General features: G+C 42.8%; 14 protein-coding genes, 12 tRNA genes and 1 rRNA gene. 23 read left to right on the top strand and 4 right to left on the bottom strand.

Going from position 1 to position 16,101, the window contains the following annotated elements:
- Positions 1–7 precede the first annotated feature (7 nt).
- The 3 genes from ETB99_RS12355 to ETB99_RS12345 are packed head-to-tail and all read right to left on the bottom strand — an operon-like array spanning position 8 to position 3,671.
- Positions 8–1,138 carry a Ger(x)C family spore germination protein gene (locus tag ETB99_RS12355; RefSeq protein ID WP_171700727.1) on the bottom strand — a complete coding sequence of 377 codons (1,131 nt, stop codon included), beginning with the start codon at positions 1,136–1,138 and terminating at the stop codon, positions 8–10.
- Positions 1,135–2,598 carry a spore germination protein gene (locus ETB99_RS12350; RefSeq protein WP_171700726.1) on the bottom strand — a complete coding sequence of 488 codons (1,464 nt, stop codon included), beginning with the start codon at positions 2,596–2,598 and terminating at the stop codon, positions 1,135–1,137. The genes ETB99_RS12355 and ETB99_RS12350 overlap by 4 nt, the downstream gene beginning before the upstream one ends.
- Entirely contained in the window at positions 2,595–3,671 is a 1,077-nt protein-coding gene (locus ETB99_RS12345) for a GerAB/ArcD/ProY family transporter (protein WP_171700725.1), read from the bottom strand. Before ETB99_RS12345 ends, ETB99_RS12350 begins: the two co-directional genes overlap by 4 nt.
- 151 nt (positions 3,672–3,822) lie before the next feature.
- Here ETB99_RS12345 and ETB99_RS12340 point away from each other — a divergent pair, with 151 nt between their 5' ends.
- From ETB99_RS12340 to ETB99_RS12300, 9 genes are all read left to right on the top strand, one after another.
- Entirely contained in the window at positions 3,823–4,887 is a 1,065-nt protein-coding gene (locus ETB99_RS12340; RefSeq protein ID WP_128999469.1) for a D-alanine--D-alanine ligase, read from the top strand.
- A gap of 9 nt (positions 4,888–4,896) precedes the next feature.
- Positions 4,897–6,273, top strand: a complete 1,377-nt coding sequence (locus ETB99_RS12335; protein WP_171700724.1) for a UDP-N-acetylmuramoyl-tripeptide--D-alanyl-D-alanine ligase — start codon at positions 4,897–4,899, stop codon at positions 6,271–6,273.
- A 145-nt stretch (positions 6,274–6,418) separates the two neighbouring features.
- Positions 6,419–7,825, top strand: coding sequence for a degradosome RNA helicase CshA (cshA, locus tag ETB99_RS12330; protein ID WP_077429785.1), 1,407 nt, complete (start codon positions 6,419–6,421; stop codon positions 7,823–7,825).
- Positions 7,826–7,872: 47 nt separating this feature from the next.
- Complete coding sequence (acpS, locus tag ETB99_RS12325; protein ID WP_077429778.1) at positions 7,873–8,235, top strand: holo-ACP synthase; 363 nt, start codon at positions 7,873–7,875, stop codon at positions 8,233–8,235.
- A gap of 74 nt (positions 8,236–8,309) precedes the next feature.
- Positions 8,310–9,329 carry a LolA family protein gene (locus ETB99_RS12320; RefSeq protein WP_077429779.1) on the top strand — a complete coding sequence of 340 codons (1,020 nt, stop codon included), beginning with the start codon at positions 8,310–8,312 and terminating at the stop codon, positions 9,327–9,329.
- Between the two features lie 95 nt (positions 9,330–9,424).
- Positions 9,425–10,582 carry an alanine racemase gene (alr, locus tag ETB99_RS12315; protein ID WP_171700723.1) on the top strand — a complete coding sequence of 386 codons (1,158 nt, stop codon included), beginning with the start codon at positions 9,425–9,427 and terminating at the stop codon, positions 10,580–10,582.
- A 152-nt stretch (positions 10,583–10,734) separates the two neighbouring features.
- Positions 10,735–11,016 (top strand): CopG family ribbon-helix-helix protein, encoded by a 282-nt coding sequence (locus ETB99_RS12310; RefSeq protein WP_003398486.1) that lies wholly within the window; start codon positions 10,735–10,737, stop codon positions 11,014–11,016.
- 4 nt (positions 11,017–11,020) lie between these two features.
- Positions 11,021–11,371, top strand: a complete 351-nt coding sequence (ndoA, locus tag ETB99_RS12305) for a type II toxin-antitoxin system endoribonuclease NdoA (protein WP_003253417.1) — start codon at positions 11,021–11,023, stop codon at positions 11,369–11,371.
- Positions 11,372–11,428: 57 nt separating this feature from the next.
- Positions 11,429–13,594 carry a Tex family protein gene (locus ETB99_RS12300; RefSeq protein ID WP_253263634.1) on the top strand — a complete coding sequence of 722 codons (2,166 nt, stop codon included), beginning with the start codon at positions 11,429–11,431 and terminating at the stop codon, positions 13,592–13,594.
- Here ETB99_RS12300 and cmpA read toward each other — a convergent pair.
- Positions 13,589–13,702 (bottom strand): cortex morphogenetic protein CmpA, encoded by a 114-nt coding sequence (gene cmpA, locus ETB99_RS12295; protein WP_012573928.1) that lies wholly within the window; start codon positions 13,700–13,702, stop codon positions 13,589–13,591. The genes ETB99_RS12300 and cmpA overlap by 6 nt on opposite strands.
- Positions 13,703–13,775: 73 nt before the next feature.
- Here cmpA and ETB99_RS12290 point away from each other — a divergent pair, with 73 nt between their 5' ends.
- The 14 genes from ETB99_RS12290 to ETB99_RS12225 all read left to right on the top strand — a co-directional run.
- Positions 13,776–14,231, top strand: coding sequence for a SprT family protein (locus ETB99_RS12290; protein ID WP_077429782.1), 456 nt, complete (start codon positions 13,776–13,778; stop codon positions 14,229–14,231).
- Positions 14,232–14,514: 283 nt separating this feature from the next.
- Positions 14,515–14,589 (top strand) — tRNA-Asn (locus tag ETB99_RS12285).
- 2 nt (positions 14,590–14,591) lie between these two features.
- A tRNA-Ser gene (locus tag ETB99_RS12280) sits at positions 14,592–14,684 on the top strand.
- Between the two features lie 16 nt (positions 14,685–14,700).
- Positions 14,701–14,772 (top strand) — tRNA-Glu (locus tag ETB99_RS12275).
- A gap of 39 nt (positions 14,773–14,811) precedes the next feature.
- Positions 14,812–14,884 (top strand) — tRNA-Val (locus ETB99_RS12270).
- 8 nt (positions 14,885–14,892) lie between these two features.
- Positions 14,893–14,968 (top strand) — tRNA-Asp (locus tag ETB99_RS12265).
- A gap of 35 nt (positions 14,969–15,003) precedes the next feature.
- A tRNA-Gln gene (locus ETB99_RS12260) sits at positions 15,004–15,078 on the top strand.
- A gap of 148 nt (positions 15,079–15,226) precedes the next feature.
- Positions 15,227–15,302: transfer RNA gene (locus ETB99_RS12255), tRNA-Lys, on the top strand.
- A gap of 5 nt (positions 15,303–15,307) precedes the next feature.
- Positions 15,308–15,391 (top strand) — tRNA-Leu (locus ETB99_RS12250).
- Between the two features lie 22 nt (positions 15,392–15,413).
- Positions 15,414–15,496 (top strand) — tRNA-Leu (locus ETB99_RS12245).
- 59 nt (positions 15,497–15,555) lie between these two features.
- Positions 15,556–15,632 (top strand) — tRNA-Arg (locus tag ETB99_RS12240).
- Between the two features lie 20 nt (positions 15,633–15,652).
- Positions 15,653–15,729, top strand: a tRNA-Pro gene (locus tag ETB99_RS12235).
- Positions 15,730–15,901: 172 nt separating this feature from the next.
- Positions 15,902–15,972 (top strand) — tRNA-Gly (locus tag ETB99_RS12230).
- 60 nt (positions 15,973–16,032) lie between these two features.
- A 16S ribosomal RNA gene (locus tag ETB99_RS12225) occupies positions 16,033–16,101 on the top strand; the annotation flags it as partial.

The following is a 16,101-nucleotide window of genomic DNA, read 5'->3' as shown; positions in this document are numbered from 1 at the left end:
ATCGCTTTTATTTTTTCGATTTCCCGTATGTGTCAATACTTAATTTGACATGGATACGTTGTAACGTATTTTTTGTAAGGGGGACTACTCCGTTTGTCGTGTATTTTCGCCAATCATTCACGTTTTGGCGATACAAGGCGTTCGATAACTGAAGCGTATCGACTCCCTCTTTTACTCCGAGCTCGAATAAGTTTTTTATCTCTTTTTCGACCGTTTTTGATGCGTATTCAACAATTTGCTTTTCTGACATGCGCTCGCGCAATTCGACGATGCTCCCTGTCGCTTGCACCTCAACGGTGAATACGGGGTGGCCGTCTTTTATTTTGTACGATATGCTTGCCTTCGGTCCGCGCACAACGAGCGTGCCAATCATTTTGCCGTTCGGTTTCATGTAAATCGGGGTACGCCCGGTACCTTTTGTTATCCAGCGTAATCCGTCAAGTTTATGACGCGGGATGCATGCTTGCTTATTGTAGCGATGTAAAAAACAAACGCCGTCGATTTTTAGCATCGGCTTCTTTTTTTTATTTTCCGTCCAACTTTTCTCCTCGACAGAAAGGGAAGGGAGCGGAAACGTAACTGCTTTTTCATTAGAAGCGGCGATCAGCTCATTAATGCGCTTCGGTTGAATGAATGAACTTTGTTTATAAATGTCCGTCGGGTTCGCTAGTAACGAAAAATACGGCGAGTAATCTAAAAATGGCGTTGTTTCAAATAGCTGTTCAATCGATTCTTTCGTTGTAAATGCCCAAATGGTATAGCGAATTTCATTGTAACGGTCGAGCACATCGATGACGTCACGCACGAGCCCTTTTTTGAGCGCTCGTTCCGTAAAAACAATCCCTTTAATGTGTCCCCACGATACGCCTTGTTGAATGGAGTGATACAACCGATCTGTCGCGACATTAAACGTTTCTCCTTTTGCCTTTCCGATCGCAACGGTTGATTTTTCTCGGCTACCTCCCGCTTCGACTTTTGCGAGCCCTAAAAAACTAATGAGTTGAGCGTATGCGATCACTTGATCGTCTTCATAATCTATACCGATTACATGAATGTAAGCAAGATGATCAATATCTTTCATTCCCCAACAGCCCGTTAATACGAAACAAAAGAAACAACAAACAATTGCGCGAATCATGATTCGTCACCCGGCGTATTGTCCCTTGTTTTCAACATTTTTGGACGGCGTTTAAATTTTTTCCATCCACTAGTAATCACCACTTTCCATATGTCCCCTGTCGCTGGGGAAATCGGTGCTAAGTACGGGACGCCAAACGAAGTTAAATTTGCTGTATAAACAAGAATAAAAAACATCGATGCAATGAAACCGAAAAGTCCGAGCAACGATGAAGCGGCAAGGACGACAAAACGTAAAATGGATACTGTTCCAGCAAGCGATTGATTGACGAGCGTAAATGTGGCGATGACGGAAGTGGCGATGACGACGAGTGTACCGGGGGCAGCCAGCCCGGCGTTTATCGATGCCTGCCCGATAATTAACCCGCCAACGACAGATAACGTTTGCCCGATCGCAATCGGCAGCCGCATCCCCGCTTCCTTGAAAATTTCAAACAAGCTGATCATAATAAATGCTTCTAACGGAGCGGGGAGGGGAACCCCTTGCCGTGAGAGGACGATTGTTGCCAATAGTGTAAACGGCAACTGATCTTGATGATACGTTATAATTGCGACCCAAAGACCCGGTAAAAAGACAGCGACGCTTACACCGATTAGGCGAATAATGCGTTGAAATGTCACAAACACAAATGATGTACTATTGTCTTCTGAAGTATTTAACAAAAATGTTAAATTTGCTGGTCCGATCAATGCTGTCGGCGAGCCATCAACAAAAACAACAAACCGTCCGTTTAATAGTGCGTTCACGACAAAATCAGGACGACCAGAGTATGCGAAGACGGGAAATAAAGAGATGTATTTTTCGCTTAACAATTCTTCTAATTGATTCGTCCCAGTTAAGGCATCGATGTTGATGGTACTTAACCGTCGCTTGAGCTCATCAATTGTTTCTTGATTTATGATGTCTTTTATATATAAAAGATCGACTTTCGTTCGGCTTCGTTTGCCGATTAATACTTGTTCGACTTGTAAACTGCTCGTTTTTAGCCGCTTGCGCACGAGCGCTACGTTTTTAGCTACTTCTTCAATAAAGCCGTCTTTCGGTCCGCGAATCGACACTTCTGTGTTTGGCTCTTCGGGGTTGCGGTTTGGTGGATTCGCGAGCGAAATGGAATACATCACCCCAGCTTCGACGAAGTAAATGATTAAATCTCCGTTAAAAATGATAAAATCAAGCTGTTGAGCAGAAACTGATTTTCCGATTAAATGAAGTGGCATTTGTTTATATTTTTCAATATCTGTAACGGAATATAGCGGATATTGTTGTCCCATGCGCGTAATGGTCGGGAAAATAAATTCTTTAAGTAGCTTCGTATCACATAATTCTTCACAATAGACGAAAATGAGTGAAAGCGGTTTTCGTTCGTCCGAATAGATGGTAGCTGGCATGATTACGACATCTTTACATTGTGCAAAATGTTCTTTTAATGTTCGTTCATCGACAATGATTTCAGCGGTCATGCGGACGCTCTCCTTTCTTTTATACGTATTGCTAACGCAAGTACGAACAATAACATCGCAAGAAAACAAATGAAGAAAAACGACATCGGTAACACCCATTTTTTTAACATATGAAAAAATGTATCATCGCTCATTGGTGTCATAGCAGCGAAGAACAAGACGACGTATACGAATATTAAAATCCACCGTCGTGATGCTTTATTCGTTATATCAAATAACTCCGGGATAAGCGCTGTTGCGAGCGAAATGCGGATGAAAGCGCCCGCGAGCCACTGGTAAACAGATAAAAAATCAAAATGCTCTAAATATGTTCCTAAGTTCACCATGCGCCATTGTTCAAACGCAGGGTAGCGCAAATGGCTTGCTTCCGCTGGACCAAATTCTGTAATGGCCCCAATTGTTGGCCCAATTGATAAACTAGCGGCGACAAGACCGAATAAAATGAGTTTCATAAAGGAAATGTTTGTTTTCATTTGTTGTTGCATAAATAGTAAAAGAACAATTTCTCCGTATCCAGCAGCGACATACATCACACCTTTCCAAACGGGCATCCATCCTTCTTCAAGTACCGGCTTTAGCAGTTCGTAGTTTTTGTGTGGCACCGTAGCTAAAGCGACAAATATGCCAAACAATACGACGAAAGGTAAAATAATGCCTGACGTTTTCGCGATGGATGGCAAACCGATCGAAGCATTATAAAAACAAATGATGCAAAGTGTAACGACAATCGCCCAGTTCGGCGTTCCTGTTAAATATGATGTCGTCGTAAACGTTGTCGTATCTTTTAATGTGACGATACTAATGATGAGTAAATATAAACATGTGACGGAAGCGATAAAATAGGCAATTGGTGCGCCGACATTTTCTTTCAGCCATTGAAAGATGTGCGTTTGTTGCGATTGTTTTATCGGAAAATAAACAAGTGGGAGGAAAAGGACGAGAAGGATCAATCCAAGAACGGCAGAGATCCATGCGTCTCGCCCAGCTACTTCAAGCAAGATTGGAATGATAATGACGTGATTCATAAGACCGATCGATAGCATTAAAACGAATAACATTTGTACCGTATTCATAAACACACACCTTTTTCCTTTTTGTATTTTTATCGTTTCCAAACACGGAAATGATATGCATTGTCACCATCTAGGCTTGCTTCACCATATAAATAACAAAGTAGTTGTGCTACAATAAATGAAGTGAATGAACAGTCGAGGAGGAAAAAACATGAAGATAACGTTAGGTATACTATACGGCGGAAAATCGCCTGAACATAAAGTATCTCTACAAACAGCACGTTCCGTCATTAATGCGATAAATAAAGAAAAATTTACGGTCGTGCCCATTTACATTACGACAGATGGACAGTGGTTGCGCGGTGAGGCAATTGAAGGGGAAGTGCAAAACATTGAGCAACTTGCTTTTCAACAAGGTTTACCAGCGCTCGCGTCGATTGCAAATCGTTCGGAAAACAAAGAAGAACGCATTGATGTTATTTTTCCTCTTTTACACGGGCCGAACGGGGAAGATGGAACGGTGCAAGGTATGTTAGAGTTATTAAACGTACCGTACGTTGGGAACGGCGTGTTAGCATCAGCTGTCGGTATGGATAAAGTCGTTATGAAACAATTGTTTGCGCAAGCAGGGCTAAAACAAGCGCGTTACGTCTTTTTCTTAAAAAAAGAATGGGAAAAACATAAAGAAAACGTATATGAAACGGTTAAACAAGAGATTGGCTATCCGTGTTTTGTTAAGCCAGCCAACGCCGGTTCAAGCGTGGGCATAAGCAAATGTAAAAACCGTGAACAATTGCAAGCGGCGTTTCAAGAGGCGTTTCGTTACGATCGGAAAGTCATCGTCGAAGAAGCGATTATCGGTCGTGAAGTGGAAATTGGGGTAGTCGGAAACGATGAACCCATTTGTTCGGTTGTGGGGGAAATTGTGCCGAAAAAAGAGTTTTACGATTACGAAGCAAAATATGTTGATGGAAATACAGAATTAGTTATTCCAGCGAACATTACACATAAAGAATACGAAACAATAAAACAAATGGCGCTTACCGCTTTTAAAGTGCTCGATTTAGCAGGATTAGTCCGCGCCGACTTTTTCTTGACAGCAGATGGAGAGGCGTATATTAACGAAGTCAATACGATGCCGGGCTTTACGCCATTCAGCATGTTCCCGCTCTTATGGAAACATACAGGTGTATCGTATGAGGAATTAATTGAACGCCTCATTCAACTGGCGATTGAGCGATATGAAGAAAAACAAAACATTACGTATGTATTTTAAGGTGATCATATGATTATACGTTCATTAGCAGACATTCAAACGATGATTCCTGGAAGTATAATTGATGAGCGATATGCTTCTGTTATGATTCATGGTGTGTCAACAGATACACGCACAATTGAGAGAGGGAATTTATATGTTCCGTTAAAAGGAGCAACGTTTAATGGTCATCAGTTTGTGAAGGAGGCGTTTGAAAAAGGAGCAGCCGCTGCGCTATGGAGCAAACATGAGCCGAATGCGCCAACGGATGTACCACTTATTTTTGTGGAAGATTCACTCGTTGCGTTGCAGCAGCTGGCTCACACGTATCGAAAACAGCTGCGTGCGCGCATCATCGGTGTGACCGGAAGCAACGGAAAAACAACAACAAAAGATATGATTGCATCACTGCTTGGGACCGTATACCGCGTACAAAAGACAGAAGGGAACTTAAACAATCATATCGGTGTGCCGCTCACACTGCTTCGTTTAAAAGAAGAAACAGAGTATGCCATTGTCGAAATGGGAATGAGTGGGTTTGGTGAAATTGAGTTGCTTTCCACTTTGGCTGAACCAGATGTTGCTATCATCACAAACATTGGTGAATCACATTTGCAAGAGCTCGGCTCGCGCGAAGGAATTGCAACAGCAAAGTTTGAAATCATAAAAGGATTAAAACGCGACGGTTTATTTATTTACCACGGGGATGAACCGTTACTGCAAACACGTGTGGAAAACGCTAATCTTTCGCATGTTCAAACGTTTGGAATGGAACCGACAAACGATTATTATCCGCTAGACATTCGTGTTCAAGCGGACGGAACGACGTTTAAGGTAGATCGTTGGCCAAACGAAACGTTTCGTATGCCACTTCTTGGCCGCCACCATGTGATGAATGCTCTTGCAGCGATTGCAGTTGCTCGATTTGCTTCTGTGGACATCGATCATATCAAGGAAGGCTTTTTACGTTTATCTGTAACAAAAATGCGTACAGAAGTCATAAAGCGTTCTGACGGGGTGACGATCATTAACGATGCGTACAACGCAAGCCCAACATCGATGCGGGCTGCGCTTGAACTGCTCGGACAACTGACGGGATACCGTAAGAAAATTGCCATTGTTGGGGATATGCTTGAATTAGGTGAACAAGAGATTGCTTTTCATGAACAAATTGGTGAGATGATCGATCCGCAAAAAATAGATTATGTGTTGACATATGGTGAACGTGCCAAAGCGATCGCTGAACGCGCAAGCAAACGGTTTAGCGAGGGGCGTGTTCGGGCGTATGACGATAAATTCGAATTAGCAGCGGATGTACGAGGGATAATAGAAGCAGGTGATGTCATTTTACTTAAGGCATCTCGCGGTATGAAGCTCGAGGAAATCATTTCTTTGTTAAATAATTAAAAAGAGGCGTCCAATTTGTTGAAAACATATGCATAAAATGGTATGATGAACAAGAGCTGTTTACGGAATGAATTTCAACAAGGCACTTCCGTCTATACGGGAATGCCTTTTTTCGTAAGTTATTTGAAGAAGGAGTATGAAAACATTGGTTACATTTAACGAATTTGGATTAAGTCCAGAATTAATGAAAGCAGTTAGTAAAATGGGATTTGAAGAGGCAACGCCGATTCAAGCGGCCACCATTCCGCTTAGTTTGCAAAATCGCGATGTCATCGGGCAAGCGCAAACGGGAACAGGAAAAACAGCGGCATTTGGCATTCCGCTTATTGAAAAAATTGATATGAACAACGATGCGGTGCAAGCAATCGTTGTTGCGCCGACGAGGGAACTAGCGATTCAAGTATCTGAAGAACTATATAAAATCGGTTCCACAAAGCGTGTGCGCGTGTTGCCGATTTACGGCGGACAAGATATTGAACGGCAAATTCGTGCCTTAAAAAAGCACCCACACATTATTGTTGGTACGCCTGGGCGCATTTTAGATCATATTCGACGTCGCACACTTCGCTTGCAACATGTGCATACAGTCGTATTAGACGAAGCGGATGAAATGTTGAACATGGGCTTCGTTGAAGATATTGAAGCGATTTTAAGCCATGTGCCAACAGAGCGTCAAACACTTCTTTTCTCGGCGACGATGCCAGAACCGATTCGCCGCATCGCTGAACGATTTATGAATAATCCGGAACTCGTTCGTGTGAAAGCGAAAGAAATGACTGTTCCAAATATTGAACAATATTATATTGAAATTCAAGAAAAGAAGAAGTTTGATACGTTAACGCGCTTATTAGATATTCAATCGCCTGAATTAGCAATCGTTTTCGGAAGAACGAAACGTCGCGTCGATGAGCTAGCGGAAGCACTCAACTTGCGTGGCTATGCGGCAGAAGGCATTCATGGCGACTTAAGCCAAGCGAAACGCTTATCTGTATTGCGTAAGTTTAAGGAAGGTTCCATCGATATTTTAGTCGCAACAGATGTAGCAGCGCGTGGTTTAGATATTTCTGGTGTCACACACGTATACAATTTTGATATTCCACAAGATCCAGAAAGCTATGTTCATCGTATCGGTCGAACAGGGCGTGCCGGGAAAACAGGAATGGCGATTACGTTCGTTACTCCACGTGAAATCGGACAGTTGCACCATATTGAAAAAACGACGAAGCGGAAAATGGAACGGATGAAACCGCCGACGTTAGATGAGGCGCTTGAAGGGCAACAAAGGGCAGCGATTGAAAAACTGCTTGCGACAATTGAACATAACAATTTGTCATTTTATAAGCGTGCAGCGGAGGAATTATTAGAGGAGCATGACTCCGTTTCACTTGTTGCCGCATGTATTAAAATGTTAACAAAAGAGCCGGATATGACACCGGTGCAGTTGACAGAAGAGCCACCGCTTATGAAAAAAGAGAAAAAGCGACAAGTACAAACGCGTCAACGTCGCAATGAGACGCGCAGCCGCGGATCGAAAGCGCGCACAAAGCGATAGAAGCTGTCTGAAAAGATAGCTTCTTTTTCTTTACAGGAGGGATGTAGATGATTGTTGGTATTGGCATTGATATTGTCGAATTACATCGCATTGCAGAGCTAATGGAACGTCAGCCGAAATTGATTGAGCGCATTTTAACAGACAATGAATATATTCGTTTTCAACAACTATCGTCAAAACGGAAAATTGAATTTGTGGCTGGACGATTTGCAGCAAAAGAAGCGTATGCGAAAGCGTTAGGGACAGGGATTGGTACACATGTTTCTTTTCGCGATATTGAAATAAAAAATAACGAAAACGGCAAGCCGTATATTATTTCTCCATCCATGGATGAACGTGTGCACGTTTCGATTTCACATAGCGAACATTATGCAGTTGCGCAAGTAATCATTGAACGCTTGTCAAGCTAGTCTGCATATTCTCCCGTTTGACCTCATATGATGGCTTATGAAGGAAGTCCAAATGAGGTAAAGGGGTTGAAAACATGAGACGAACATGGCTTTTTTGGTGCCTGCTTCTTTTTGTTGTAGGCAGTTTGGCCGCTTGCGGAGAAAAGTCGCAACAAGATGTATTAAAGGCGCTCGATGAGAAAGTACAAACGATGTCTGGGTACAAAGCCGAAGCAAAAATGACGCTGCAAACAGGGACGGAGCCACAAGTATATGAAATTGAGATTTGGCATAAGTCTCCAAATTATTATCGCGTGAACTTGAAAAACGCCCAGCGTGATCAACATCAAATGATTTTGCGCAACGACGAAGGAGTATTTGTATTAACGCCTGCACTAAATAAAAGTTTTCGCTTTCAAAGCGACTGGCCGCAAAACGCAAGTCAAGTATATTTGTATGAATCGCTCGTAAAAGACATTTTAGCTGATACGAAAGCGGATTTTAAAGCGACAAAAAACCATTACGTGTTCCAAACGAAAACAAATTATGAAAACAAAAAAATGTTACCGAAGCAAGAGATTACGTTAAATAAAAAAGATTTAACACCGGTAAAAGTGACGGTCATGGATGTTGATTCCCAACCGATGTTAACGGTTGAATTTTCCAAAGTTGAATGGAATGCTTCGTTTGATGATAACGCTTTTGATGTAAGTAAAAATATGACAAGAGCGAAGTTAGAAAATGAACAAGAAGCGACGACAGCAGCAAACCAACAAGCAGCGCCGGTCATGTATCCGACATACGAACTCGATGGTGTGAAACTTGTTGAAGAAAAAGAATTTACAACGGCAAATGGCAAGCGGATAGTGATGACATTTGCTGGGGAAAAGTCGTTTACGCTTGTACAAGAAAAAGCGCATGCTGTACCGACAGCAAACGTATCGACAACTGTTAAAGGTGAGCCTGTTGATTTAGGGTTTGCTGTTGGAGCGATGGCAAACGGCACGTTGACGTGGACGTATAAAGGTGTCGATTTTATTCTCGCTTCACAAGATTTAACGAAAGAAGAAATGGTTGCGATTGCCCGTTCGGTGCAAGGGAAGGTTATGAAGTAAGACTCGCGCGGCGAGTCTTTATTTTTTTGTTGACATGATGCAAGGGCAAAAGAAATAATCAAACGTGAACATATTTTTAAAGGGGCTTTTGAAGGATGGAGAAAGCATTTTACCGCGATACATGGGCAGAGATTGATTTAGATGCGATTTTTTATAACGTACAGTCAATGAAACAGCATGTTGGATCTCATGTTGAAGTCATTGCTGTCGTGAAGGCGAACGCTTATGGGCATGGGGATATTCAGGTGGCGAAAACAGCGCTTGAAGCAGGTGCAACACGTTTAGCCGTCGCTTTTTTAGACGAAGCGCTCGCTTTAAGAAAAAAAGGCATTTCTTTAGACGTACCGATTCTCGTACTTGGGGCAACAAACCCTCAATATGCGCCGTTAGCCGCTAGTCAAAACATTGCGCTAACTGTTTTTCGGGCGGATTGGTTTGAACAGGCGATCGTGTATGCCCCGTATGAACAACCGTTGAACGTTCACATGAAGTTAGATACAGGGATGGGGCGATTAGGAGCGAAAACAAAAGAAGAAGTGAAGCAAATGATACACGCAATCGAACAGCATCCTAGTTTCATACTCGAAGGAGTATACACACATTTTGCAACAGCTGATGAACAAAATATAGACTATTTTTCGTTTCAATATGATACGTTTCTACACATGCTAGAATGGTTGTCGATTCAGCCATCGCTCATTCATTGCGCCAATAGTGCAGCAGGACTACGTTATCCCGATCGTATATTCAATGCGGTTCGTTTCGGTATCTCAATGTACGGATTAGCACCGTCGCAAGAAATGAAATCATTGTTACCTTATCCGTTAAAAGAAGCGTTTTCGCTTCACAGTCGTTTAACGCATGTAAAAAAAGTGAAAGGCGGAGAAAAAATAAGTTACGGAGCGACATATGAAGCAGAGACAGATGAATGGATCGGCACAGTTCCGATCGGTTATGCTGACGGGTGGTTACGTCGGATGCAACATTTTTCTGTGCTCGTTGATGGAAAACGTGCCCCAATTGTTGGACGGGTTTGTATGGACCAAATGATGATTCGTTTGCCGTATGAGCTTCCTGTCGGTACGAAAGTGACGCTCATCGGTGAACAACAAGGGGACCGTATTTCCGTTGATGATGTTGCCGCGCATGTAAATACGATTAATTATGAAATTCCTTGTACAATTAGTTATCGTGTTCCCCGTATTTTTTTAAAAAACAAGAGTATAATTGAAGTGAGAAATGCGGTATTATAGTAGATGGGTGTAATGAGAATGGTCGTTTTCGAAAAATTTCTACAAAATTTGGGCGAATGATGCTGGAAATGACTTTGCATCGCGAAGATGAAATGGTATGATGTAAATTGGGAGCAACTATGTGGTTGTAGTTTAGTTGGAGGTGTGTGTTTGTGTCTGAATCCAGCGCAACAACAGAAATTGTTATTCGGTTACCGCAGGCGTTAGTGAGCGAATTAGATGGAATTGTGAAGCAAGAAAACGGCAGCCGAAATGAACTGATTTATCAAGCGATGAAAATGTACATCCGTGAGCGGAAAAAACGTCAAATTCGAGAAGCGATGAGACGTGGGTATATGGAGATGGCGAAAATTAATTTGTCGCTTGCGTCGGAAGCTTTTCTTGCGGAATATGAAGCTGACCACACCGTTGAACGCTTAGTTAGCGGGGGGTAATCTTTTGATTGTCAAACGTGGTGACGTGTATTTTGCCGATCTTTCTCCAGTAGTTGGATCAGAGCAAGGGGGCGTGCGCCCTGTGCTTGTTATTCAAAATGACATCGGGAACCGTTTCAGTCCAACCGTCATCGTTGCTGCCATTACTGCGCAAATCCAAAAAGCGAAGTTGCCTACACATGTTGAAATCGACGCAAAGCGCTACGGATTTGAACGGGACTCTGTCATTTTGCTTGAACAAATTCGGACGATTGATAAACAACGTCTGACAGATAAGATTACCCATCTAGATGATGAGATGATGGATAAAGTAGATGAAGCGTTGCAAATTAGTCTCGGTCTTATTGATTTCTAATATGCTGGAAAAATAGCTACGTTGTGTAGCTATTTTTGTTTAGGGGAGGAATTTTGCTTGGAGCTACTAAAGCAACTATCTGCGAAATTAAATATTCCATTTATACATGTACAACACGTCATTCAACTTCATGAGGAAGGGAATACGATTCCGTTTATTGCGCGCTACCGAAAAGAAATGACTGGTGCGCTCGATGAAGTGCAAATTCGCACCATTTTAGATGAATGGAATTACTTGCAAAACTTAGCGAAACGAAAAGAAGAAGTGATTCGTTTAATCGATGAACAAGGAAAGTTAACGGATGGGCTGAAAGAAGCGATTACAAAAGCAACGAAACTGCAAGAGGTGGAAGATTTATATCGCCCGTATAAACAAAAACGACGAACGAAAGCAACAATCGCAAAAGAAAAAGGGCTAGAACCTTTTGCAGAATGGTTATTAACGTTTCCTAATGAGTCAATTGCAGAGCGAGCACAATTGTTTATTGATGAGCAAAAAGAAGTACATACGATCGAAGAAGTGATCCAAGGAGCGAAAGATATTATTGCTGAAAAAGTTTCAGATGATGCAGCCCTTCGGCAATGGATTCGTCAACAAACGTGGCAAACGGGCACCATTGTTTCTTTTGGAAAAGAAACGGAAAAAGACGAAAAGCGTGTATTTGAAATGTATTACGACCACCGTGAACCGATCGCCAAAGCACCTGCTCATCGTATTTTAGCGATGAATCGGGGTGAAAAAGAAGGAATTTTACGCATTGACATTGACGTAGATACGGACCGAATGACTGCATACATTCGTAAACAAATCGTAACGAACGAACAATCATCGGCCGCTCCCATTGTTGTGGAAGCGATTGAAGATGCATATAAACGTTTAATTGCCCCGTCAATTGAACGGGATGTGCGAAATGAGTTGACAGAACGCGCGGAAGAACGAGCGATTCACATTTTCGCTGAAAATTTGCGTAATTTATTGTTACAACCACCATTAAAAGGGAAAGTTGTTTTGGGAGTAGACCCGGCGTATCGAACAGGATGTAAGTTAGCTGTCGTCGATGAAACGGGAAAAGTACTTCATATCGATGTCATTTACCCGCATCCTCCGAAAAATGAAGTTGAAAAAGCAAAAGAAAAATTAAAGCAATTACTTCATACGTATCAAGTGGAGCTAATTGCCATTGGGAACGGAACGGCATCGCGAGAGACAGAGCAGTTTGTAGCCGATACAATTTCTGAGTGGGACGGGAACGTGTTTTATTTGATCGTCAATGAAGCAGGAGCAAGTGTATATTCTGCATCAGATTTGGCGCGTAAAGAGTTTCCGCATTTGCAAGTGGAGGAGAGAAGCGCTGTCTCGATTGCCCGTCGTGTGCAAGATCCACTTGCTGAATTAGTAAAAATAGATCCAAAATCTGTTGGGGTCGGCCAATATCAACATGACGTGTCGCAAAAAAAGCTTGAGCAATCGTTGCAGTTTGTTGTTGAAACAGTAGTCAACCAAGTTGGTGTGAACGTTAATACTGCTTCTCCAACGTTATTGCAATATGTATCGGGCCTAACAAAGACGGTAGCTGAAAACATCGTGAAATATCGGGAAGAGCACGGGAAGTTCTCGAATCGCACGCAATTAAAACATATCCCACGCCTTGGTGCGAAAACGTACGAACAATGTATCGGGTTTTTACGTATTTTAGATGGGGATGAGCCGTTAGATCGCACACCAATTCACCCAGAGCGATATGAGGAAGTGTACCAATTGCTACATCGTCTTGGCTTTTCAACAGAGGCGATTGGAAGTGAGCAGTTGCGAGGGGCGCTTGAAGGGATTAACATCGAAGAAGTAGCACAAGAACTGAATATCGGCACATTGACACTTCAAGATATCATCGATGCATTGAATCGCCCGGAGCGTGACCCGCGTGATGATTTGCCAAAACCAATCTTAAAGAAACATGTGTTAAAGATGGAGGATTTAAGAAAGGGAATGGAGTTAGAGGGCACCGTACGAAACGTCGTCGATTTTGGAGTATTTGTAGATATTGGTGTGAAACAAGATGGACTTGTTCATATTTCGAAACTAAGTACGCGATATGTCAAACATCCGCTTGATGTTGTGTCTGTCGGAGATATTGTGAAAGTATGGGTTGATTCGGTCGATTTACAAAAAGAGCGCATCGCTTTAACAATGATTCCACCAACATTGGAAAACACACTGTCATGAGCAGTGTGTTTTCCGATAAAAAAACCAACATTGATTAAGAAGTTTAATTTGTGCGCGATTTTTCTCATAGTATGCACGCCGCATTTGATTTTTTAACCACATCGGCATAATGATCACCTTCAAATTGTTTTTTTATTATGTTATGAGTAAAAGAGCCCAATGGTGAAAGGACGGAAGTAAAATGGATGAGCGTGAATTACAGGCGCTTGTTGAGCGCATATCGTTGGATGTATTCCATAAACCATTTCGTCATCGTGCGGTATTTAACGATCGATTACGCACGACTGGTGGGCGATATGTGCTTTCTACACATCATATCGAACTAAATAGAAAATATTATGAGCAGTACGGAGAAGAAGAACTCATTCAAGTCATTAAGCACGAATTATGTCACTATCATTTGCATCTTGAAGGAAAAGGCTATCGCCATCGCGATCGTGATTTTCGCGAATTATTACAAAAGGTACAAGCTCCACGTTTTTGTAAGCCTGTTTTATTATCGAAGACAAAAAAAGAACATTATTACAAATGCACATCATGTCGCTATATGTATGTGCGAAGAAAAGCATTAGATACAACTCGATACGTATGCGGCTTTTGTCGAGGGAAATTGAAAAAAATAAAAAGAGAGTGTTGACAAGTCAAATCTTTCTGTGCTAAATTATAAAAGCCGTCGTTATTCGACGTTCGGTGAAGAAATAAAATAAAAAAGATAGTTGACAGAGCAAAAAAGAGTAAATATAATATAAACAGTCCTTATGATTTGATTGTTCCGCAGTAGCTCAGTGACGAGCGATACTTCGTCGATTAGGCTACGAGTTGCCTCGATGCATTGATCATCATTGATTAGACGAGCAGAGGAAGAGGCAGTAAGTTTAATTGAAATCATGCTTAAGGCGTATGAGTCACTTGCTTTTTATTCCGCAGTAGCTCAGTGGTAGAGCACTCGGCTGTTAACCGAGCGGTCGTAGGTTCGAATCCTACCTGCGGAGCCATTGGAGAAGTACCCAAGTGGCTGAAGGGGACGGTTTGCTAAACCGTTAGGTCGTTCTTTTACGGCGCGCGGGTTCAAATCCCGCCTTCTCCGCCAGGAAGATGTTGAATATGGCCCGTTGGTCAAGTGGTTAAGACACCGCCCTTTCACGGCGGTAACACGGGTTCGAATCCCGTACGGGTCATCCTTTGGAGTGCTCATTTTGTTCACTCCATTTTATTTCGGAGGATTAGCTCAGCTGGGAGAGCACTTGCCTTACAAGCAAGGGGTCGGCGGTTCGATCCCGTCATCCTCCACTCTTTGTGGTCCCGTGGTGTAGTGGTTAACATGCCTGCCTGTCACGCAGGAGATCGCGGGTTCGATCCCCGTCGGGACCGCCATTTGAAAACTTAATTTATTTAAAGTTGTTTGTTGTTGGGCTATAGCCAAGCGGTAAGGCAACGGACTTTGACTCCGTGATGCGCTGGTTCGAATCCAGCTAGCCCAGCCATGAATGTGATGAGCCATTAGCTCAGTAGGTAGAGCACGATCGATTTAGCTTCTTTGAAAAGGCAACAGCGTACCGCTCGAGCTGCTACTTGATTAAGCATACTGAGAGCGGGACGTCAAAAATCTTATTTAAAAACTTTTTTTGAAACGAGCCATTAGCTCAGTAGGTAGAGCATCTGACTTTTAATCAGAGGGTCGGAGGTTCGAGTCCTCCATGGCTCACCATGTATGCGGGTGTGGCGGAATTGGCAGACGTACCAGACTTAGGATCTGGCGCCTTTGGCGTGGGGGTTCAAGTCCCTCCACCCGCACCAGTCGGTCGGTTTTTAATGATATGCGGTCGTGGCGGAATGGCAGACGCGCTAGGTTGAGGGCCTAGTGGGGGAAACCCCGTGGAGGTTCAAGTCCTCTCGGCCGCATCTAAAAAAGCTTGACTTTAGTTGATGAAATGTGATACGATGAAAAGGTCGTTAAAAATGCGCCCGTAGCTCAATTGGATAGAGCATCTGACTACGGATCAGAAGGTTAGGGGTTCGAATCCTCTCGGGCGCGCCATGTTTATAACGTCATGAAGACGGGAAGTAGCTCAGCTTGGTAGAGCACATGGTTTGGGACCATGGGGTCGCAGGTTCGAATCCTGTCTTCCCGACCATCTCGTTTATAATCATGCGGGTGTAGTTTAGTGGTAAAACCTCAGCCACGAGCAACGCATCTTTGAGTAAACTGCGAGTTGCCTCGACGCATCAATCATCTCTGATTTTGCGAGTAGAGGAAGAGGCATGATTATGCGTGATGACTAGTAATGGTTTAAACTTAACTAACATGCGGGTGTAGTTTAGTGGTAAAACCTCAGCCTTCCAAGCTGATGTCGTGGGTTCGATTCCCATCACCCGCTTTGATGTTCCTTGAAAACTGAACGAAGCGAAAAGCGTAAAGAAGCTAGAGATATGAACTTTCTATGGAGAGTTTGATCCTGGCTCAGGACGAACGCTGGCGGCGTGCCTAATACATGCAAGTCGAGCGG

Origin of the sequence: Anoxybacillus sp. CHMUD (assembly GCF_013096965.1) — a bacterium.
GTDB lineage: Bacteria > Bacillota > Bacilli > Bacillales > Anoxybacillaceae > Anoxybacillus > Anoxybacillus kestanbolensis_A.
This window is presented reverse-complemented; position numbering and strand designations above follow the sequence as displayed.